Source organism: Ruegeria sp. AB7 (assembly GCF_056542625.1).
Window position 1 is genome coordinate 925,533 of sequence record NZ_JBQGAC010000001.1, and the last position, 20,822, is coordinate 946,354.

The following is a 20,822-nucleotide window of genomic DNA, read 5'->3' on the forward strand; positions in this document are numbered from 1 at the left end:
TCAAACCTCGATCGTTTTCGGACGGCGGCGTTCGAACCACATCACGATCATCAGACGCGTCACAAAGATCGCGGTGAAGACCGAGGTCAGAATACCCAGACCAAGCGTAATGGAGAAGCCGCGCACGGGACCACTGCCCATGGCAAACAGGATGGTTGCGGTAATGAATGTGGTCACGTTTGCGTCCAGAATGGCCGAAAGCGCTTTTTCGTATCCCAGTTCGATGGCACGCGCCGGACCTTTGGCAGATTTCAGTTCCTCGCGGATACGCTCGAAGATCAGCACGTTGGCGTCAACTGCCATGCCCACCGTCAGCACGATACCCGCGATCCCGGGCAAGGTCAGCGTGGCGCCGATCAGTGAGAGCAGGCCAAACAAAAGCCCCACGTTCAGGATCAGCGCAATATTGGCGAAGATGCCGAACAGGCCGTAGCTGAGAGCCATGAATACCAACACGGCGACAAAGGCCACGATTGTCGCGACTTTACCTGCGTCGATACTGTCCTGACCCAGCTCAGGGCCGATGGTGCGCTCTTCCAGGAAGTCCAGACCTGCAGGCAAGGCACCTGCGCGCAGCAGAACGGCCAAATTGGTGCTTTCCTCAACCGTGAAATTGCCAGTGATGATGCCCGAGCCGCCGGGGATATGGCTTTGGATTACGGGTGCCGAGATCACCTCGTCATCCAGGACGATAGCAAAGGGTGCGCCAATGTTTTCCAGCGTGTAATCGCCGAATTTGCGCGCGCCAGAGGTGTTGAACCGGAAGCTGACCGCAGGGCGGCCGTTCTGGTCGAAAGATGGCTGCGCGTCGACCAATTCTTCACCGGTCACGACGGGTGCGGCGTCCAGAGTGTAGTACACACCATCTTCATCGATCGATGGCACAAGCTTCTCACCAACGCCCGGAATGGCATCCGGGTCAGTCCCGCGCCCAACGACAGGATTGAACGTCAACTGTGCAGTCGTGCCGATAATCTCTTTGAGCTCCCCGGCGCTGCCGATGCCGGGCACCTGAATCAGGATACGATCAGCGCCCTGACGCTGGATCGTTGGTTCGCGTGTGCCAACCTCGTCGATCCGACGGCGGATGATCTCAAGGGACTGGCGCACAGTACGATCATCCGAAGCAAGCTTTTCGGCCTCGGACAGTTGGACAACGATAGTGTCCCCCTCAGCGCGAGCCTCTATATCTGTTGCCCCTGCCCCGGTCAGCGTCTGCACCTGTCGGGCCAGACCGCGCACAACCTCTAATGCGCGGGACATGCCCTCGGGTTGGCTGATGCGCACGCGAATCTCGTCAGGCGCCGAATCCTGACGACGGATCGTGCCGACCGTCGCGCGTTCATCACGCAGCGCGTCGCGGATTTCGGGCCACATCGCCTCCATCCGGGATTCGTAGACATCATCAACCTTGACCTCGGCAAGCAAATGCGCGCCGCCGCGCAAGTCGAGCCCGAGATTGACCAGAGACGAAGGTAGCCAGTTCGGCCATTGCGCGGCCTCGGCCTGCATTTCAGGTGTATCAATGCCCAGCTCAATCGCAGCCTTGGCATCGTTAGATTGTTCTACGCGCGTATAAAACGCATTCGGCAGGGCAAGGAACAGACCGATCACACAGACCGACCAGATCAGAACCCGCTTCCAGGAATCAATTTGCAGCATTACCCTGCCTTTTCAAGGAATTGTCGCGCGAAGTTACTTCGCAGGTTCGGTCTTGTTCAGAACCTGAGCGATGGTCGATTTCACCACGCGAACCTTAACGCCCTCGGCGATCTCGACTTCGATCTCGTTATCGCCTTCCTTGACCTTCGACACCTTGCCGATCAGCCCGCCTTGGGTGACAACCTGATCGCCCCGGCGCACGGCTTCGACCATGGCTTGATGCTCCTTCATCTTCTTTTGCTGCGGACGGATCAGCAGGAAATACATGATCGCGAAGATCAGGATCAGCGGGAGAAACTGGGCGATTGCGCCACCTTCCATGGGATATTCCTTTGTTCTGATGATGCAGAGAGCTCTCTGCAAAGTTTGCGGGAACCTATGCTTTGAAACATGGGTTTGCAAGCAAACCTGGCCCCATTTCGACCATCGGGTTCAAAGGTTTGCTGCCGGACGTTGCAGATATGTTCTAGGCAGACCCTTCCAGTCAGATATAGTCCTGTGGCAGGAGGCCTAATGATTCAATCAATCCAGACCCTTGGCGCGTTTGTTCGCCTGATGCTCGTGACAACCTGTATAGGTCTTTTGGCGTCGCCCGTATGGGCACAGAACGCCACTAGCGAAGAGCCTGCTATAGAAGACACTGAATCAGAGATTTTTCAGGCTCCGGTTATCGTTGACGGCGACACCTTGTTTCACCTGCGCGGCTCCAGCGCGCTGCCCGCTCCGGAACGGGCCGCGAGTGTACAGAACAAGATCATCGAAATCGCCGAGGCCTCAGACGCCGAGCAGGTCTCTATAAGCTTCGAGGACTCAGAGTTCGGCATTCGAATCTTTGCCGATGGTGTTCAAGTTTCGATCGTGACCGATGCCGATTCCGAGCTTGAGCAGATGGACTTGAACGTTCTCAGTTTGTTGCACGGCGACGCTATTAAACAATCCATTGAAAGCTATCGCGCAAACCGCACCGAACAGGCGCGTGTTTCGGGTGCCATCGAAGCCTTAGCATGGACAGCTGGATTCGCGCTTTTTGTCGTCGTTATCCTGTGGCTGCACCGGCGCATTCGCCGCCGTACGCTGAAACTGGTCAAGCGTTACCTCAAGGATGTCGAAACCGCGACCGCCAAAAGTGTTCAGGCCGAGGCCATCGCCGCGTTGATCCGGTATGCTCTAAATTTTGTCCTGCTGGTGATCTTTTTCCTCGGCTTCTACTACTACCTCTCCTTCGTTCTGCTTGCCTTTGCCGAGACGCGCTATTTCGCGCAACTCCTGCTGACCTACTTGACCGAGCCGGTCCTGCTGATCTTCAAAGGCATCCTCAGCTACATCCCAAACCTGATCATGTTGATACTGATCGCATGGATAACGCTGTATATTATCCGGGGCATGCGTGTGTTCTTTGACGCCGTCGAGGCGGGAACCTTTGACATGGGCGATTTTGAAAGCCACTGGGTGAACCCGACCTTCAACATCGCCCGCGTCGTCGTTATCCTGATCGCTCTGGTCTTTGCTGTCCCTTACATCCCCGGATCAGATTCGGCGGCGTTTCAGGGGCTGACGATTCTGGTTGGTGCCATGCTGTCACTGGGCGCAAACTCGGTCGTGTCGAACATGCTGGCGGGGCTCTTCGTGATCTATCGCCGCTCAACCTCGATTGGGGATCGGATCCAGATCGGGGACCATATTGGCGATGTGGTGCAGATCAAGTTGATGGAGACGCATCTGAAGTCCATCAAGAATGAACTGATCTCGATCCCGAACGCCCAATTGATGAATTCGGACGTGGTGAATTTCTCAAAAAGAACAGACGGTAGCGGGTTGCTGCTGCATACGACCGTCGGGATTGGCTATGAAGAGCCGCCCGAAAAGATCGAAGCGATGCTGATCGAGGCAGCCCATCGCACCAAGGGAATCAAGGCCAAGCCCGAACCTTTTGTTTTGTGGACCGCCCTGGCCGATTACGCGATCAACTATCAGATCAACGGCTATACCACGCGAGGCAGCATCATTCCCAAAATCCGCTCGGATTTGCACCGCAACATCGTGGCCGTGTTCAATGAGAATAACGTGCAGATCATGACACCTTCGTACATGGCCGACCCGCCCGAGCCGAAAATCCCAACCGAAGAGTGGGATGGCCATCTGGCGCATGAATCCCACGAGGAATCGGATAAGTCGTAACCGGTGCTACACCCTGCCATTCAGATGGTGCATAAGCGGATTCAGTGATTCACGCAGTTAAGGATCTGAACCATGCACGACATCCGCGCCATACGCGAAAACCCAGCCGCCTTCGACGCCGCCCTTGCGCGCCGTGGGGACGCGCCGGTGTCGTCAGACCTGCTGAGGCTGGACGAAAGCCGCCGCGCCAAGATTCTGGCTGCTGAGACAGCTCAGGCCGAGCAGAAAAAGGCCTCCAAAGAGGTTGGCGCTGCCAAAGGGCGCGGGGATGAAGCTGAATTCGAACGCCTGCGCGCTCTGGTCGCCGAGAAAAAGGCCGAAGTGGCGCGGATGCAGACCGAGGCCAAGGATCTGGATGCTCTGCTGGCCGACCAGCTGATCCGCATCGCGAACCTGCCCGCCGAGGATGTGCCCGAAGGCGCGGATGAGAACGACAATGTCGAAGTCAACCGCTGGGGCACACCACGCGAATTGGATTTTGCACCTAAAGAGCATTTCGAAATCGATGCCGTCCAAAACGGCATGGATTTTGAGACGGCTGCCAAACTCTCCGGCTCGCGCTTTGTGCTGCTGTCGGGCGGCGTCGCGCGTATCCACCGCGCTTTGGCGCAGTTCATGCTGGACACCCATATCAACGAGAATGATCTGACCGAGGTCAACGGCCCGGTTCTGGTTCTCTCGGAAATGATGCAGGGCACCGGCCAGTTGCCGAAGTTTGGAGAAGACAGCTATCAGACCCGCGAAGGCTGGTGGTTGATTCCAACCTCCGAAGTGTCGCTGACCAACATCGTCAACGACACGATGATCGAGGAGAGTTACCTGCCTCGCCGCTATACCGCGCATTCGCTGTGCTTCCGGTCCGAGGCTGGTAGTGCGGGCAAGGACACACGCGGGATGCTGCGGCAGCACCAGTTCGAAAAGGTCGAGATGGTCTCGGTCACCCATCCGGACAAGTCGGATGATGAACAGAAGCGTATGCTGCGCTGCGCCGAAGGCATTCTTGAAAAGCTGGGCATCCCCTATCGCACCGTGATCTTGTGCACCGGCGACATGGGCTTTGGTGCACGACGCACTTACGACATCGAGGCGTGGCTGCCGGGCCAAAATACCTATCGCGAGATCAGCTCGGTCTCGACATGCGGGGATTTTCAGGCGCGCCGCATGAATGCGCGCTTCCGGCCAGAGGCCGGGGGCAAGCCAGAATATGTCCATACCCTGAATGGTTCGGGCCTGGCCGTGGGGCGCTGCCTGATAGCTGTGTTGGAAAATGGTCAGAATGCGGATGGGACGGTCACCCTGCCCGAGGTTCTGGCACCCTATCTGGGCGGCAAGCTAACCCTTCAGACCAACGGCACGCTGACATAAAAAAACCGGCGCATTTAGGCGCCGGTTTCCGATCAGACAAGGCGGAGAAGTATCACTTCTTCGCCTTTTTCTTATCTTTCTTCTTTCCGGGCTTCTTGTCGGACTTCTTCTTATCAGACTTCTTATCGTCCTTCTTTTTGGCGTCCTTTTTCTTAACGTCTTTTTTGGGCTTCTTGTTTTTCTTACCCTTCTTGGACTTTTCTTTGACCTTTTCCTTAGCTTTGGAAAACACCGCCTCCATTTCAGACTTCTTCTTGGCCGCCTTTTCAGCCTTGGCCTTGGCTTTCGCCTTTTTCTTTGCTTTGGCCTCGGCAGCGGCCTGTTCTGCCGCCGCGCGCTCCTTTGCCGCCTTACGCTCGGCCTCGGCCTTGTTCGCAGCCGCATTGCTTTTGGCCGTCGCGCGCTGCACAGCCGATTTCCGCTCTGCAGGCTTGCGGGTGACAGCGCGGGGCGCGGGCTTGGGCTTGGCACCAACGACTTCTTTCGCAGCCGCGATCAGCTTAGCTGCGCGAGTGGAACCGACCCGCGGGGTGCCGGACAGATCTTCCGGTTTGGCCTTGGCAATGGCTTCTGCTGTTTTGTAGCCCTTTGCATTCAAGGCCTTAGCCAGCGCTGGCCCTACGCCACGCACCTCGGTAACTGCGGTCATTTCGTTTCCTTTCGTTAACTCCCCCAGATTGTAAACGCACAGCACATACGTTCCTGACAGAGCGCCAATTCAAGAATTAGATAGGAGGTTACCCGCTTTCGGCCAGGCGATGGCCTGCAGTTCGGCTGGGAAATGGGACAAGTCTTTTGGCGTCTTCATCCCATAGTTTCAGATTCAGCGCCGCCACTGCCTCGGGAAACTTAATCCGTCGCGGTGTGTATTCTGGCGGCAGGTTATAGTGGCACGCGCGCAGCCGGTAAGATGGGATGCGGGCATTGAAATGGTGGATGTCATGCAATGTGATGCAGGCCACCGCATTATCGAACCACCAGCCGAAATCCAGCGCCGAGGACCCCTCCAACGCAGCCAGCTTCGGATCCAGTTCGGGGCGGCGATCCCAGTAGGTGTCTTCGAAATTGTGCTGCAAATACACCAGGAACACCCCAAGCATCCCGCCCAGCAGCGAAAACACCAGCCAGACCAGAATGCCGGTGGCACCGGCGATCAAATACAGCAGCCCCAAAAACACAACAATTGAGAGGTTGTGCAGCACCACGCCCATCACGCCGAACCGCACGGTGTTCTTGGGCCAGCGATAGCGGATGAAGTATGTGAATAGCGCGCCAACCGGCACCAGAATGAAGGGATTCCGATACAGTCGGTAAAACAAACGCTTTTTCCAATCCGCCTCGTTCCATTCGCGCAGCGTCATGGTGTGGATTTCACCGGTCTCGCGATGCTCGAGGTTGCCGATTCCGGCGTGATGCAGATTGTGGTTCTGCTTCATCACCTCGAACGGGGCAAATGTGAAGGGCGATAACCCATGGCCAGCCCATTCGTTCTGCTCGCGCGTTTCAAACAACGAATGGTGCCCGCAATCATGTTGCAGGACATAGAGACGCACGGCAGAGAAGGCAAAAACGATCCCGGCCGGGATCATGATGTACCAGCGGTCGACATAGGTGATCGCCAATGTAAGCGATGCGAAATACACCGCGAATGTTCCGAAATAACTTAGCGCGGCAAGCTTGTTGTCCTGTACCGCGTATTGTCTTGTATATTCTCTCAGATCCATCACGCCCGCTCCCCACGGAGGTCCGACCAATCACAAATTCAAAATTAAGTGCGGAGATCCCGCAAACAAGCAGCACGTGCAAAACAAATGCACGTGCTTGAATGCTAACGCGCAGAAACGGGGCTGTCACGCCCCCTCTCTGAAAATGCTTGAAATTAGCGCAGTTACGCCCGTCCCTTGAGATGCTTGGCCAGTGCGCCTGCGTTTTTCTTGCGCCGCCCTTTGTAGGGGTTCTTATCGCCCTGTCCGCGCAACGTCAGGCGGATAGGGGTGCCCGGCATATCAAAATCCTCGCGCAGGCCGTTGACCAGATAACGCGAATAGCTGTCAGGCATCTTGTCCGGATGCGAACACATGACCACAAACCCGGGCGGGCGGGTCTTGGCCTGCGTCATATACCGCAGCTTGATCCGGCGCCCCTGCGGGGCTGGCGGCGGGTGCTGTTCCAGCATGGCGGTCAGCCAACGGTTCAGCGCTGCGGTCGGCACCCGGCGGTTCCAAACATCATGGGCACGCAGGATCGCGGCGCGCAGACGTTCCAGACCGCGGCCTGTTTTAGCCGACACAGTGATCAACGGAGCGCCACGCAACTGCGGCAGCAAACGTTCGAAGGATTCTTTCAGGTCGCGCAGCTTTTCCTGTTTGTCTTCTTCGATGTCCCATTTGTTGACCGCAACGACCACAGCACGCCCCTCACGCTCGGCCAGATCGGCGATCCGTAGGTCCTGCTGCTCAAAGGGGATGGCAGCGTCCAATAGAACCACGACAACCTCGGCAAACTTGACCGCACGCAGGCCATCCGAGACCGAGAGCTTTTCCAGCTTCTCCTGCACCTTGGCCTTCTTGCGCATCCCGGCGGTATCAAAAATCCGCATTGGGGTACTGCCCCCGTCAGGGTCGGCCCAGTCGATCCGCAGGCTGATCGCGTCGCGCGTGATCCCGGCCTCGGGGCCGGTCAGCAGGCGGTCTTCGCCAATGATCTTGTTGATCAGGGTGGATTTACCGGCATTCGGACGGCCAACCACGGCCACCTGCAAAGGTTTGTCGGCGGTGATCAGCGGGGCTTCGCCTTCCCCGTCTTCGTCCAGCGCGATATCGGTTTGCGGTGTCTCTTCGGCGCGCGCCTCTTCAGCCGCGTCGGCCAGTGGCATCAGCTGCGCGTAGAGGTCCGTCATCCCCTCGCCATGCTCACCAGACAGGCGCACCGGCTCACCAAGGCCAAGATTGTAAGCCTCAAGCACACCCGCGTCAGCGGCGTTCCCTTCGGCCTTGTTAGCCGCAAGGATCACATGCTTGGAGCGTTTGCGCAGGATATCAGCGAACATCTCATCGGTCGGCGTCAGGCCCACGCGCGCATCAATCATGAACAGGCAGACATCGGCCATATCCACAGCGCGTTCAGTCAGACGGCGCATGCGACCCTGAAGGCTGTCATCGGTCGCATCCTCAAGTCCCGCTGTATCAATCACGGTAAACCGCAGATCGCCCAAACGCCCTTCGCCTTCGCGCAGGTCTCGCGTCACGCCGGGCTGGTCGTCGACCAAAGCCAGACGCTTGCCCACAAGGCGATTGAACAGGGTGGATTTGCCCACATTCGGGCGCCCCACGATGGCGAGGGTCAGCGACATGATACTCAACTTTCAAGACTCAAGATGCGCCCTTTAACGCATCTTGTCGTCAACGGAAAGCGTGCAGTTCGCCCTTGGTCGATACGACATAGAGCGTCTGACCCGCCACAACCGGTGCAGTGGTCGCGCCACCCGGCACTTCGACCTGATGCACCAGCGCACCGTCAACGGGATTGAAGAAGCGCAGATAACCGTCGTTCGAAGCGATGACAAGGCGTCCTCCGGCCATGATCGGGCCGTAATGGGCAAAGATCGGCCCCCGGCGGCCCGGCTTGTTCTTGACAAAGCCCGGCAAATCGATCGCCCAGACCGTCGAGCCATCGGCTGCATCCAACCGTACCAACTGGCTGCGATCACTGATCAGGAAAACACTGTTCCCCGCTGGCCAGACCGTATCAACGGCTCCCTCGGGTGCGGTCCAGTTCCGCTCACCCGAATTACCGTCGAACGAGACGGTGCGCCCCGAGTGGTTGCCGATGATGACAGAGCTACCCGACACCATAGGCCCTGCGGTCACGTCCACGATCTGAGCCGCCGCACGGCCCCGACGCCCACCTGCAACGGACGCAGTCCAGCGCAGGATGCCGCCCCGGCGGAATGTGGCAGCGATATCCCCCGACCCAAAGGCAAAGACTGACAGGTCCGAGGCAATCACGGGCGCAGGTGCACCCAGAACGTTGCCGACGCTCGGCGTGCCTTCGATCTGCCAGATGATCCGGCCATCCTTGGTATTCACTGCCCAACCGGTTTCATCCCCGGCCACCAGATAGAGTATGCCGCCGCTGACCAAAGGCGCACCGCTGCCGGTTGCATTCAGACGTTTCTGCCACCTTTGCGCCCCGGATTTCGCATCGAGCGCGGTCAACCTACCGAAACCCGACGAGACATAAAGCACACCGTCGGCATAGGCGAGCCCTCCGCCTGTGGCATCCCCGTCCTTTTCATTCGGCGGGATAAGGTTTGTACTCCAGGCGACCTGCCCTTGGGGCGTAACAGCCGAGACATTTGCCCCGGAATCGAGCGTATATATCAGGCCACCAGCAACAACAGGGTCTGCGGTGATCCGCTGTTTTCGGCTATCGCCGGACCCAATGTTAGCAGACCAAATACGTTGCGGTGTGGCACTCAGCGCTGCGTTGGTAGTGCGGAAGGCGGGTGTACCCGCGCTTTGCGACCAGTTGGCGTTGCGGCTTTGAGCCGGAATACTGATCGGTTTGGCGCCACGGGTTTCAACGGTTTCGTTGTCGATGGAGGCACGAATATCCTCACGCTCACCCGGCAGAATGACTTCGGGTTCCTGACAGGCGCTGAGAACGGTGAGCGCGGCTGCCGCAACGGGCAATCCGAAGCCTGAGAAATAACGTGATAGCATAATCTACAAACTCGCCTGTGATGTTCCGTTTCGCTGCCGGTTAACCCTGCTGGTTCGCCACGGGCTCGGGTTCGCCCCCAAGCGCGACGATCAGTTGAGCCGCGCGCTGTTGCAGATCGACGCTGGCCTCGGCGTCCTGGCGCAACGCCTGCAAACGGTCCAAAGCGGCTTGCGTATTGCCCTCGGCCACATCGATCAGGGCCAATTGTTCTTCGGCGAGCAGACGCAACGGAGCACCAGGTATGGCCAGCGCTTCGAACTGTTGACGACGATCCGCCACTGGCATCGTGTCAGTTTGCAGTAGCAATGCCTTGAAACTTGCAATCGCGCGATAGATTTCGGGCAAATCCCCCTGCGTGGCGATCGCGTTCAGACTGTTCACCGCATCTTGCGCCGATCCGGCCTCGGCCTGAGAGGCGGACAGCAACATGTTCAAAACCGCGTCACCGCCGACAGATGCAGCATCGATCGCCTGTAGGCTTTGTGCCCGTTCGGCCGATCCGTTTTCAGCCAGCGCCGACAGAATCGCATCACCTAGAGCCTCGGCCTGGTTGGTATCACGTGCTTTTCGGTATTCGTTGAACGCAGCGCCCCCGACAATGGCCACGACAGCCAGCACACCGACCCAGCCCCAGCGGCGCAAAAGAAGGTACATGCGATCGCGGCGCACCTCTTCGGTGACCTCTTCAATAAAACTGTCGGCGTCGCTCATCCCTGCCCCCAGGCTTAAGTGTCCGGTTTTCTAGCGCCATGTCATACCCCGGCGATCAGGCCAAGCCAAGTGCCCGAATTCATACATTTGCCACCATATGGGTGACCCTTGCGTAAAAAACTAAACCGAACTATTCAGTTCAGTATGGAAAAGACATGGCCACAGCCCCATTTTAAGGGATAGCGGCTAAAGCCGACCGCGCGAACAGATCTGGAGATTCTACCGCATGCGATTGATTTCATTCGTTAACGCCATTTTGGTTATTGTTGCGTTGTATTTTCTTGTTTTCGAGCGCGACGCGCTGTTTGCTTTTGCAGGTCGCGGAGACGAGCCATCCGAGACCGCGACCGAGGCCTCGGAATCGGTGCAATCACCGGACTCGATCGGCGTTGTCGTGCTGCGCTCGACTGCGCGCGAGATCGGCAGCGCCGTTCAATTACGGGGTCAGACCAAGGCAAACCGCCAGGTCGAGGTCCTTGCCGAAACCATTTCGACAGTCCTGTCCGAGCCCAAGCGCAAAGGAGCTTTTGTCGAAGCAGGAGATCTGCTGTGCGAGCTTGACCCCGGAACCCGGCCCGCGAGCCTGGCCGAAGCCATGGCAGCCAAGCTTGAGGCCGAAAGCCGCGTTCCCGAGGCCGAAGCGCGCCTGGAAGAAGCTCACGCCCGTTTGGCTGAAGCCGAAATCAATCTGAAAGCAGCCCGCAAGCTGTCGGAAACCGGGTTTGGATCAGAAACGCGCCGTATCTCAAGCGAAGCCGAAATGAGCACTGCCGAGGCCGGAATCAAATCCGCCGAGGCCGGTCTGGAAGCTACGCAAGCCGGGATTGAAGCCGCCACCGCAGCAGTAGCAGCCGCCCAGCGCGAGATTGATCGCCTGACCATCAGCGCACCGTTCAAGGGTCTGCTTGAAAGTGATACTGCGGAATTGGGCAGCCTGATGCAGCCCGGCTCGCTCTGCGCAACCGTCATCCAGCTCGATCCGATCAAGCTGGTGGGCTTTGTGCCTGAATCCGAAGTGAATCGGATCATTGTCGGATCGATGGCAACTGCGCAGTTGGTTACGGGGCTGCAGGTCGAGGGGCGCGTGACCTTCCTCAGCCGTTCGGCTGATGAAACCACGCGGACATTCGAGGTCGAGATCACAGTGCCAAACCCGGAACTGCTGATCCGTGACGGCCAAACCGCCAACATTCAGATCGCGGCCGAAGGGGTCAAGGCGCATCTGCTGCCCCAATCCGCACTGACCTTGAACAATGAAGGTGAGCTTGGTGTTCGCACCGTGGTAGCCGACAATGTCGTTGATTTTGTTCCGATCCGCCTTCTGCGTGACACCGCTGATGGTGTATGGGTTGGTGGCCTGCCGGAAACTGCTGATATCATCGTGATCGGGCAGGAATTCGTCACACGTGGTGTGACGGTCGCGCCGACATACAAGGAAGCATCGCAATGACGGGTATCGTCAGTTGGGCCGCAAGCCGTGCCAGAATGGTGCTGGCTTTCATCGCGATTTCGCTGGTCATCGGCGGGTATGCTTATGTCGGGCTCCCTAAAGAGGGTGAACCCGACATCGATATCCCGATGCTCTTTGTGTCGGTGCAGTTTCCAGGGATTTCAGCCGAGGACAGCGAAAGCCTGCTGATCAGGCCGATGGAAACCGAGATGGCCGATCTCGACGGGTTGGACACGATGACAGCCACCGCCGCCGAGGGCTATGCAGGTATTCTGCTGGAGTTCGAGTTCGGTTGGGACAAATCCGCCACCATCGCGGATGTTCGCGATGCCATGAACACCGCGCAAGCTGATTTCCCTGATGGGGCTGAGCAATACACGATTACCGAGGTCAACTTCTCCGAGTTTCCCATCGTCATTGTTAACCTGACCGGCCCGGTACCAGAGCGTACGATGGCACGCGTTGCCAAAGATCTGCAGGACGAACTTGAGGCGTTGGACGCAGTGCTGGAAGCTGGCATTGCCGGAAACCGCGATGAAATGCTTGAGGTCGTGATCGATCCGCTGCGGCTCGAAGCCTACAACGTCACGGCCGCCGAACTGATCAACGTTGTGCAAAACAACAACCAACTGATCGCTGCAGGTGAGGTCGAGACCGAACAGGGCACGTTCTCGGTCAAGATCCCGTCGTCATTTAAGACTGCTCAGGACGTCTATGGCCTGCCCGTAAAGGTCAACGGAGACCGCGTGGTCACCTTAGGCGAACTGGCCGAAATCAACTATACGTTTGAAGACCGCGCGGGCACGGCCCGGTTCAACGGCGAACCCACCGTCGCGCTGCAGGTCGTCAAGCGCAAGGGCTTCAATTTGATCGACACCGTTGCGCTGATCAAAGCCACTGTCGCCGAAGAACAAATCAAGTGGCCAGCCGAACTGCAGGCCGCTGTTGATGTGGGCACCTCAAACGACCAAAGCCGCATCGTCGATTCAATGGTGCGCCAGCTTGAAGGATCGGTTCTGACCGCTGTCGCGCTGGTGATGATCGTGGTGCTGGCTTCGTTGGGAACACGCGCCGCGTTGTTGGTGGGTTTTGCCATTCCAACCTCGTTTCTGTTGTGCTTCGCCTTCCTCGCGATGATCGGGGTCACCATCTCGAATATGGTGATGTTTGGCCTGATCCTTGCCGTAGGCATGCTGGTCGATGGCGCCATCGTTGTTGTGGAATATGCCGACAAGCGCATCAAAGAAGGCGTTGGTCCGATGCACGCCTATGTCGAGGCGGCGCAACGGATGTTCTGGCCGATTGTTTCGTCGACGGCCACTACACTGTGTGCATTTCTTCCGATGTTGTTCTGGCCCGGTATTCCCGGCGAGTTCATGAAGATGCTGCCCATCACGCTGATCTTCGTTCTGTCGGCCTCGCTGATTGTGGCACTGATCTACCTGCCGGTCGTGGGCGGTGTCTCGGGCCGTATGAGCCGCAGTTTCGAGCGCAGCTCGAACTGGCTGCGAGCCCGCACGCCTTGGTGGCTGCGAGTGCTTCTGGTGCCGCCTTCATTATATATGATCTTCCTCGGCGCGATGCAGGTTTTGAACCCCAACTATCTGCTGCCCGGCGGTTCACTTGCTGGCGTGCTGCTGTTTCTGTTCGGCGCCTTCGCTGGGTCGGTCACGCTGAGTGCTGCCAAGATCGAACGCGCCCCGGATGAACATGTTCATACCGCTAAAGAGCACACGCCCTTCGGTTATTTGATCAAGTTCCTGGTCGGCAATCCGGTCATGCCGGTGGTGTCCATCGCAGTCGTCTTTGCGGCGGTGTTTTGGGTCGCATTCATCATATTCCCGCAAAACTCTCGCGGCGTTGAATTCTTCGTGGAAAGCGAACCGGAACAGGCCACGGCCTATGTCCGGGCGCGCGGCAACCTGTCTTTGGCTGAAAAGGACGAAATGGTTCTTGAGGCCGAGCGCGTGATCAGCGAACACCCGGCGGTGATCAACGTATTTGCCTTTGCGGGCGAAGGTGGGCTCAATCAGAACAATGGCGGTGCAGAAGCCCCTGCCGACACAATTGGTCGCGTCCAGTTCGAGCTCATTCCTTGGGAAGATCGCCCAATCAGCTCTGAACAGATTACCGGTTGGTTCTGGGGACCGATTGCAGGTCTACTTGGCTTTGCAAAGGAAGAAGTCGCGGCGGAATATGACGGCAATTTTGTTCTGGACGAACTAACCGCAGAGCTGGCAACCCTTCCTGGCTTTATCGTTGATCTTCAGGCGCTGGAACAAGGTCCCGCTTCCGCCAAGCCCGTTCATCTGCGCATCAAAGGCGATAGCTGGGAGGATCTGACGGCCGCGACCATCACAGCACGAGAAGCCTTTGACACCACACCCGGCTTGATCAAGATCGAGGACACCCTGCCTCTGCCCGGCATCGACTGGCAGATCGACGTGGACGTGGCCAAGGCGGGTCGATTCGGCGCGGACGTCGCAACCGTTGGCGCGATGGTACAGCTTGTGACGCGTGGCATCTTGCTGGGTGAAATGCGACCGGATTCAACCGATGAAGAGGTAGAAATCCGTGTCCGCTTACCTGATCAGGATCGCGTCCTGTCAACGCTGGATACGCTGAAAGTTCGCACACCGGACGGGTTGGTCCCCCTGTCGAACTTCGTCACCCGCAAACCCGTGGCTAAGCTCGCCGAGATCAATCGCGCGGATCAACAGCGCTACTATGACGTTAAAGCGGATGTCGAGCCTGGGCTGAGCAAGATCGTGACCACCGGTCCCGACGGTGCAGAGCTGCGTTTGGCAACCGTGCGCGCGATTGGTGAAGGTGCCACACCAACTGGCAGCACGATTACCAGCGCGGACGGGGCAGAGTTCGAACTCGTTCAACTAACGGGTGCCGAGAACGTGGGTGAAGTGCGGTCCGCCATCGAAAGCGGTGACGCTCGGTTTGCCCTGATCAATCCGAACGAACGGATTGCCGTGCTGACCGAGTGGCTGGAAACCGATCCTTTTGGTCGCACCATCACTTGGGAATGGACCGGCGATCAGGAGGATCAGGCGGAAAGCCAGGCGTTCCTGTCCAGCGCATTCCTGGCAGCACTGGGTCTGATGTTCGTGATCCTGCTGGCGCAGTTCAACTCGTTCTACAACTCGGTGCTGGTGCTGCTGGCCGTGGTTCTGTCTACGACCGGCGTGTTGCTGGGCATGATGGTAATGCAACAACCGTTCTCGATCATCATGACCGGGACCGGGATCGTGGCGTTGGCCGGTATCGTGGTGAACAACAACATTGTTCTGATCGACACCTATCAGGAATATAGCGGCTACATGTCTCGCATTGATGCCATCGTCCGCACGGCTGAGGCGCGTATCCGCCCGGTTCTGCTGACTACGCTGACAACAATGGCGGGTCTGACCCCGATGATGTTCGGCCTGTCGCTGGATTTCATCGGCGGAGGGTATTCGATCGACAGCCCCACGGCATTGTGGTGGAAACAGCTGGCCACGGCGGTGGTCTTTGGCTTGGGTACCGCCACGGTGTTGACACTGATCGTGACGCCGTCATTCCTGGCGCTGCGAGTGTGGGTCACAACCTACGCGGTATGGCTGGGTAAGGCGCTGGCACGCGCCACGGCGGGCCGATCCAGCCAAATCGCGCAGGACATGGCAATCGGCCAAAGCGCGAGAGATGTGCAAGCAGCCGAAATGATCTGGACCGATGAACAGGACAAAGCTGCCCCAGATCAGAGCGCTCAGGACGACCGCCCCGATCATCCCCCGACAACACCGCTGAAGGCGGCGGAATAAAAAAAAGGCGAGCCCAAGGGCTCGCCTTTTCGTTTCTGGCATGGCCGTTACTCGACGAACGCGTATTCGCCCAGATCGCACAGGTTCAGACCATAGTCTTCAATCGATTCTCCGTCGCTGAAAATACCACGGATGTCATAGACACAGGTGGTCAGCCCGTCCGCAATAAGGACGTCTACTTCGTAATCCGCGCCCAGATAACCACCCTCAAGCAGGTTGCCTTCCCAGCTGCCGGACGAGGCCGGAGACACGTTGAACTCAACCAAGTCATAGCTGGTTTCGTTGATAATCAAGAATTCCAGATCCTCGGCTGCCGCCGATGTGGCCATCAACAGTGTTGCAGTCAACGCTGCTGCTGCTCGCATTTTCATGAAGTTTTTCCTTGTCTGTGTTTCGGTCTGCAAAGTGTCGCGGCGGCGGGTCCGCGTCAAACGGAAACCGTACCACAGCAGCCGATTTTCTTTTCGAACCGATCCGCACAATCATTGGCAGTCAAGGCTGTCGGGCCTAGGCCGCTTCGCTGTCGGCCTGTTGACGGTTCCATAGCTGGGCATATCGCCCTTCGCGGCTGAGCAGCTCATCATGCGTGCCCTGCTCGATGATCTCACCACGTTCCAGCACGACGATCCGGTCGGCCTCGGCAATGGTGCTAAGGCGGTGTGCGATGGTGATCACCGTCCGCCCCTCACCCGCTCGGGCCAAAGCATCTTTGATGTCCTGCTCGGTATCCGTATCCAAGGCTGACGTCGCTTCGTCCAACAACAGGATCGGCGGGTTTTTTAGCAAGGTTCGGGCGATGCCGACGCGTTGCTTTTCACCGCCTGATAGTTTCAGGCCGCGTTCGCCGACCTTGGTATCGTACCCTTCTGGAAGGCTGACGATGAAATCATGAATCTGCGCGGATTTGGCGGCGGTCTCTACATCCTGCTGGGTCGCACCTTCTCGCCCATAAGCGATATTGTATCGGATCGTGTCATTGAACAGGACCGTATCCTGCGGAACGACGCCGATTGAGGCATGCAGGCTTGACTGGCTAACATCGCGCACATCCTGCCCGTCGATTTTCAGCGACCCGCCGGTGACATCGTAGAACCGAAACAGCAGCCGCCCGATTGTGGATTTCCCAGACCCGGTGGCGCCGACAATCGCAACGGTCTGACCGGCTGGTACGGCCAAGGAAACGCCCTTGAGGATTTCGCGATCAGGCTCGTATCCAAAGCGGACATCTTCAAGCGTGACCTCCCCACCATTTACCTTCAGGTTCGGGGCGCAGGGTTTGTCCATCACTTCTGCTGGCTGTTCCAACAGATCAAACATCTGCCCCATATCCACCAGTGATTGACGAATTTCGCGGTACACCGTGCCAAGAAAATTCAGCGGTACGGTTATCTGGATCATGTAAGCATTAACCATCACGAAATCGCCGACGGTCAGCGCCCCCTTCTGCACGCCCATTGCAGCCAGAACCATCACGCCAATCAGGCCACATGTGATCAGGAACGACTGACCAAAATTCAGGAATGCCAGCGAATAGGCCGTCTTCAGCGCGGCCTTCGCGTAACCTTTCATCGAAACATCATACCGTTCGGCTTCGCGGGTTTCGGCATTGAAATACTTGACTGTTTCGAAGTTCAGCAGGCTGTCGATGGCGCGCTGGTTGGCCTCGGTATCCTGATCGTTCATCTCGCGCCGCAGCTTCACGCGCCACTCGGTCACCGCAAAGGTGAACCATATGTAAAGCGCAATCGTCACCGCAACGACGACCAGATACCAGACGTCGAATAACCATAGCAGGATGATCGACACCAGAAGCAATTCCAGGATCAGCGGCCCGATTGAAAACAGCAGAAACCGCAACAGAAACTCTACGCCTTTCACGCCCCGCTCGATTATCCGGCTGAGACCACCCGTGCGCCGGGTCACGTGATAGCGCATCGAGAGTTGGTGAATGTGCTGGAACGTCTCAAGCGCCAGCGCGCGCAGCGCGCGTTGCCCAACCGGCGCAAAGAACGCATCCCGCAATTGCTGGAAGCCAACAGTCATCATGCGGGCCACACCATAGGCAACGGTCAATCCGATTGCACCCAACGCAAGCGGCGGTACACCTTCGCCCGCCAAACCATCCACGGCACCTTTGTACAGGATGGGAGTATACACAGCGATCAGCTTGGCCAGCACCAGCATCGCCATCGCCAAAATGACACGCCGTTTCACCCATGGCTCGTCCTCGGGCCAAAGATAGGGCGAAACCTTGCGGATGGTTCGCCAGCCCGAACGATGCTCGTCCGTGTCGGTTTTGATCGCGGATGGTTGTCTCATCACGTACCTTAACTGCGGTCAGAGAAAAGCCCTGGCCCGGGTTGGGCCAGTGGTCATGTTTATTCAGGAATGGTGAAAATCTGCCCTGGATAGATCAGGTCAGGATCACGGATCGAATCTTTGTTAGCCTCGAAAAGTTTGACATACAGCACACCGTCACCAAACCGGTCGCGCGAGATCGCCCAAAGCGTATCACCCTTTTGAACCGTGACCGAGCGGATCGCCGGAGCGTCGGTTGAGGCCTCACCCGGATTGGTGGTTTCGGTCGCGCGCAGGACCTCGACGGGTTCGCGTTTGAACGGCGTCTCAAGCCTGCTGACCACAGTGCCATCAGGGGCAACCTCATCCACTCTCAGAGTGTAAACTCCGGGGTCAATGCCCTCGACCTCGCCGCGCCATTGCCCGTCAGTCGCTGGTGCAATGTCGGCCACAAGCTGGTTGTCCAGATACAAGCGTACGGCCGATCCATCCTGTGCCCGCCCGGTCAATTCCACATCACCCGCGTCCGAATAGCCAATCGTGTCCAGGGCAATCTGCTCTGGCGGCGTATCCTGAACAGTGGGTGCTTGCAAAAGTTCAACCCCTTCTTCGCCCGAGCGCAGGATCGCAACCTGCTGGTCAGGCGCGTCGCCCGATTCCGGCTGAGTTTCAGTCGCGGGCGCGGTCTCATTCACAGGTGGCGTTGCGGCACCTGCAACTTCTGGTTCATTCTCTTCGGTTTCAGCTTGGTTGGCTGCTTGCTGATCGGTTGTTTCCGTATCCGTCGTCTTTGCCTCGGCGACCTCTTCGACCGGCTCATCGGCAGCGGGCTCCGCCACGGCCGGTGGGGCCGGTTCGGGCTGCGCCGCGATCAGATAATCATCTGAACGGCTGGTGTCTTCGCCTTTCCGGGTCTCAAGAACAAGCCCGCGAGCGTCGTCTGCAAACGGGATCGATACAAACTCGGCGAACTGGCCGCTGTCATCGACGGTGAAGCTGTGAACAGTCTCACCGTCCAGCAGAACACTGACCTCGGACCCCGGTTCGGCATTGCCGGACAGTACCGCGTTTCCATCGGACTCAACGAATATCTGATCCAGAACCGGCGCGGCCAAAACCGGAACATCCGCTTCTTCGCTATCCGGAGTTTGATCGGAAATCTCGGGCGGTGTGTCTTCAGCAACAGATTCGCCGGCTTCCGCCGCCTGGCTTTCGGGCTGCGCCTCCGCTGGCTGGGTTTCCGGCTCGGCGACCTCCGCAATCGGCTCGGATGTTTCGGTTGCTTCCTGCTCAGCCTGCTGTTCCGGCTCGCCGAACAGACCGGACAGGTACAACCCGCCCGCAACGAGCACCACAACGATCCCGGCAACCAGCCCCCATATGAAGGTACCAGAACCTCCGCTTCCCGATTTGGCGTTCATTCTTTTCCTTTCACTCCGCCCGGGAAATGCCCAGTTTGGCGCGCATTTCATGGAGCGGTTGAGCCAACCTATCAATCCCGCTATCAGGGGTCAAAACCCCTAACACAAGAGCAGAGAGCCCTACCTATGTCCCAGAAATCCGTCTGTGTGTATTGCGGGTCACGCAATGGTGTGAATCCTGCCTACTCCGCCGCTGCCCACAGCTTTGGAACCTTGTTGGCCAACGAAGGCTGGCGGCTGGTCTACGGGGCCGGAGATGTGGGTCTTATGGGCGAGGTCGCGCGGGCGGCACAATCGTCCGGCGGCGATACATTTGGGGTGATCCCGGTGCACTTGCTTCAGCGCGAGGTCGGCAAGACCGACCTTACCCGGTTCATCGTGACCGAGACGATGCACGAGCGTAAAAAAGTGATGATCATGAACGCGGATGCCGTAGTTGTCCTGCCCGGCGGCCCCGGATCATTGGACGAACTTTTCGAAGCACTGACATGGCGGCAACTGGGGCTTCATGACAAACCCATTCTGGTGATGAATGTTGACGGGTACTGGGACACGCTGCACACGCTGCTGAATCAACTGATCGGTCAGGGGTTTGCAGATGGTTCTCTGGCAGAATTCATCACCTGGGTCGACACACCGGATGCGACCATGTCCGCGCTTCGCAAATTACTGAACTAAGAAAAACTGGCAATCGGGCGGCGCAAACCGCCCGAGTCTCAGTATTCGTTTAGGCAGGTTTCGCCAACCGAGTCTTCAGTATCCGTTCGACCTTGTGCAACGGGTGGTTTGTGAGTGTTTTGTCGACTTCGGCCACAACCTTTGCCAGCACTTCACTGTGCAGCCGACGGCGCAACAGGCCCAGAACATGCGGACTGGCAACCAACACCAATCGTTTATAGGCCCCTTTCAGCCCCTTGCGATTCAGAAGGTTCGCCACATCCTGAACGAACAGAGATTTTGCGTGGGACTTCCATGTCTCCTCTTCAACTGCAGATTTCTGGTTCGGTCCCGTATCGGGTCGCCGCCCTGCCCTGTCACTTGGCTTGGTCGGTGCTGCGTCCTGTTCTTCGACCGACACGACGACCAAGTTGGGGTCCTGTGCGTCCGTGATATTCTCCATCACCAGCGCTTTTTCCCCATCGGCGATGATAACCCATGTTCCCTGTTCAAGTGCAGCCATTCGTGATCTCCTGTATCGCT

General features: G+C 57.9%; 16 protein-coding genes. 5 read left to right on the plus strand and 11 right to left on the minus strand.

What is annotated here, in order from left to right; genetic code table 11:
* Both secD and yajC read right to left on the minus strand, forming a co-directional pair.
* Complete coding sequence (secD, locus tag ACR0EN_RS04675; protein ID WP_170403231.1) at positions 1 to 1,662, minus strand: protein translocase subunit SecD; 1,662 nt, start codon at positions 1,660 to 1,662, stop codon at positions 1 to 3.
* A gap of 33 nt (positions 1,663 to 1,695) precedes the next feature.
* The gene (gene yajC / locus ACR0EN_RS04680) at positions 1,696 to 1,983 is read right to left on the minus strand and encodes a preprotein translocase subunit YajC (protein ID WP_155151194.1); all 288 of its coding nucleotides are present in this window, start codon (positions 1,981 to 1,983) and stop codon (positions 1,696 to 1,698) included.
* Between the two features lie 192 nt (positions 1,984 to 2,175).
* Here yajC and ACR0EN_RS04685 point away from each other — a divergent pair, with 192 nt between their 5' ends.
* Both ACR0EN_RS04685 and serS read left to right on the plus strand, forming a co-directional pair.
* A complete protein-coding gene (locus ACR0EN_RS04685) occupies positions 2,176 to 3,840 on the plus strand; it encodes a mechanosensitive ion channel domain-containing protein (RefSeq protein WP_170817938.1) in 1,665 nt (554 codons plus the stop codon).
* A gap of 72 nt (positions 3,841 to 3,912) precedes the next feature.
* The gene (gene serS, locus ACR0EN_RS04690; RefSeq protein WP_170817939.1) at positions 3,913 to 5,205 is read left to right on the plus strand and encodes a serine--tRNA ligase; all 1,293 of its coding nucleotides are present in this window, start codon (positions 3,913 to 3,915) and stop codon (positions 5,203 to 5,205) included.
* A 52-nt stretch (positions 5,206 to 5,257) separates the two neighbouring features.
* Here serS and ACR0EN_RS04695 read toward each other — a convergent pair whose 3' ends face one another.
* From ACR0EN_RS04695 to ACR0EN_RS04715, 5 genes are all read right to left on the minus strand, one after another.
* A complete protein-coding gene (locus tag ACR0EN_RS04695) occupies positions 5,258 to 5,854 on the minus strand; it encodes a helix-hairpin-helix domain-containing protein (RefSeq protein WP_480585402.1) in 597 nt (198 codons plus the stop codon).
* An 88-nt stretch (positions 5,855 to 5,942) separates the two neighbouring features.
* Positions 5,943 to 6,929 (minus strand): fatty acid desaturase, encoded by a 987-nt coding sequence (locus tag ACR0EN_RS04700; protein ID WP_170396376.1) that lies wholly within the window; start codon positions 6,927 to 6,929, stop codon positions 5,943 to 5,945.
* A 164-nt stretch (positions 6,930 to 7,093) separates the two neighbouring features.
* Positions 7,094 to 8,557 carry a ribosome biogenesis GTPase Der gene (gene der / locus ACR0EN_RS04705; RefSeq protein WP_480585404.1) on the minus strand — a complete coding sequence of 488 codons (1,464 nt, stop codon included), beginning with the start codon at positions 8,555 to 8,557 and terminating at the stop codon, positions 7,094 to 7,096.
* 49 nt (positions 8,558 to 8,606) lie between these two features.
* A complete protein-coding gene (locus ACR0EN_RS04710; protein ID WP_480585407.1) occupies positions 8,607 to 9,929 on the minus strand; it encodes a PQQ-like beta-propeller repeat protein in 1,323 nt (440 codons plus the stop codon).
* Between the two features lie 40 nt (positions 9,930 to 9,969).
* Positions 9,970 to 10,641: a hypothetical protein gene (locus ACR0EN_RS04715; protein ID WP_170396370.1), complete on the minus strand. Its 672-nt coding sequence runs from the start codon at positions 10,639 to 10,641 to the stop codon at positions 9,970 to 9,972.
* Between the two features lie 226 nt (positions 10,642 to 10,867).
* Between ACR0EN_RS04715 and ACR0EN_RS04720 the strand changes: the two genes are divergently transcribed.
* Both ACR0EN_RS04720 and ACR0EN_RS04725 read left to right on the plus strand, forming a co-directional pair.
* On the plus strand, positions 10,868 to 12,091 hold the full coding sequence (locus ACR0EN_RS04720; protein ID WP_480585410.1) for an efflux RND transporter periplasmic adaptor subunit: 1,224 nt from the start codon (positions 10,868 to 10,870) through the stop codon (positions 12,089 to 12,091).
* A complete protein-coding gene (locus ACR0EN_RS04725) occupies positions 12,088 to 15,903 on the plus strand; it encodes an efflux RND transporter permease subunit (protein WP_480585413.1) in 3,816 nt (1,271 codons plus the stop codon). Before ACR0EN_RS04720 ends, ACR0EN_RS04725 begins: the two co-directional genes overlap by 4 nt.
* Before the next feature lie 47 nt (positions 15,904 to 15,950).
* On the opposite strand, the gene ACR0EN_RS04730 is transcribed toward ACR0EN_RS04725, so the two are convergent.
* The 3 genes from ACR0EN_RS04730 to ACR0EN_RS04740 form a co-directional block, all read right to left on the minus strand.
* Positions 15,951 to 16,274: a hypothetical protein gene (locus ACR0EN_RS04730; RefSeq protein WP_170663717.1), complete on the minus strand. Its 324-nt coding sequence runs from the start codon at positions 16,272 to 16,274 to the stop codon at positions 15,951 to 15,953.
* 136 nt (positions 16,275 to 16,410) lie between these two features.
* A complete protein-coding gene (locus ACR0EN_RS04735; protein ID WP_170565844.1) occupies positions 16,411 to 18,222 on the minus strand; it encodes an ABCB family ABC transporter ATP-binding protein/permease in 1,812 nt (603 codons plus the stop codon).
* Positions 18,223 to 18,281: 59 nt separating this feature from the next.
* The gene (locus tag ACR0EN_RS04740; protein WP_480585416.1) at positions 18,282 to 19,622 is read right to left on the minus strand and encodes a LysM peptidoglycan-binding domain-containing protein; all 1,341 of its coding nucleotides are present in this window, start codon (positions 19,620 to 19,622) and stop codon (positions 18,282 to 18,284) included.
* 126 nt (positions 19,623 to 19,748) lie between these two features.
* Between ACR0EN_RS04740 and ACR0EN_RS04745 the strand changes: the two genes are divergently transcribed.
* A complete protein-coding gene (locus ACR0EN_RS04745; RefSeq protein ID WP_170396357.1) occupies positions 19,749 to 20,300 on the plus strand; it encodes a TIGR00730 family Rossman fold protein in 552 nt (183 codons plus the stop codon).
* A gap of 49 nt (positions 20,301 to 20,349) precedes the next feature.
* On the opposite strand, the gene ACR0EN_RS04750 is transcribed toward ACR0EN_RS04745, so the two are convergent.
* A complete protein-coding gene (locus ACR0EN_RS04750; RefSeq protein ID WP_170396355.1) occupies positions 20,350 to 20,802 on the minus strand; it encodes a baeRF12 domain-containing protein in 453 nt (150 codons plus the stop codon).
* Positions 20,803 to 20,822 lie beyond the last annotated feature (20 nt).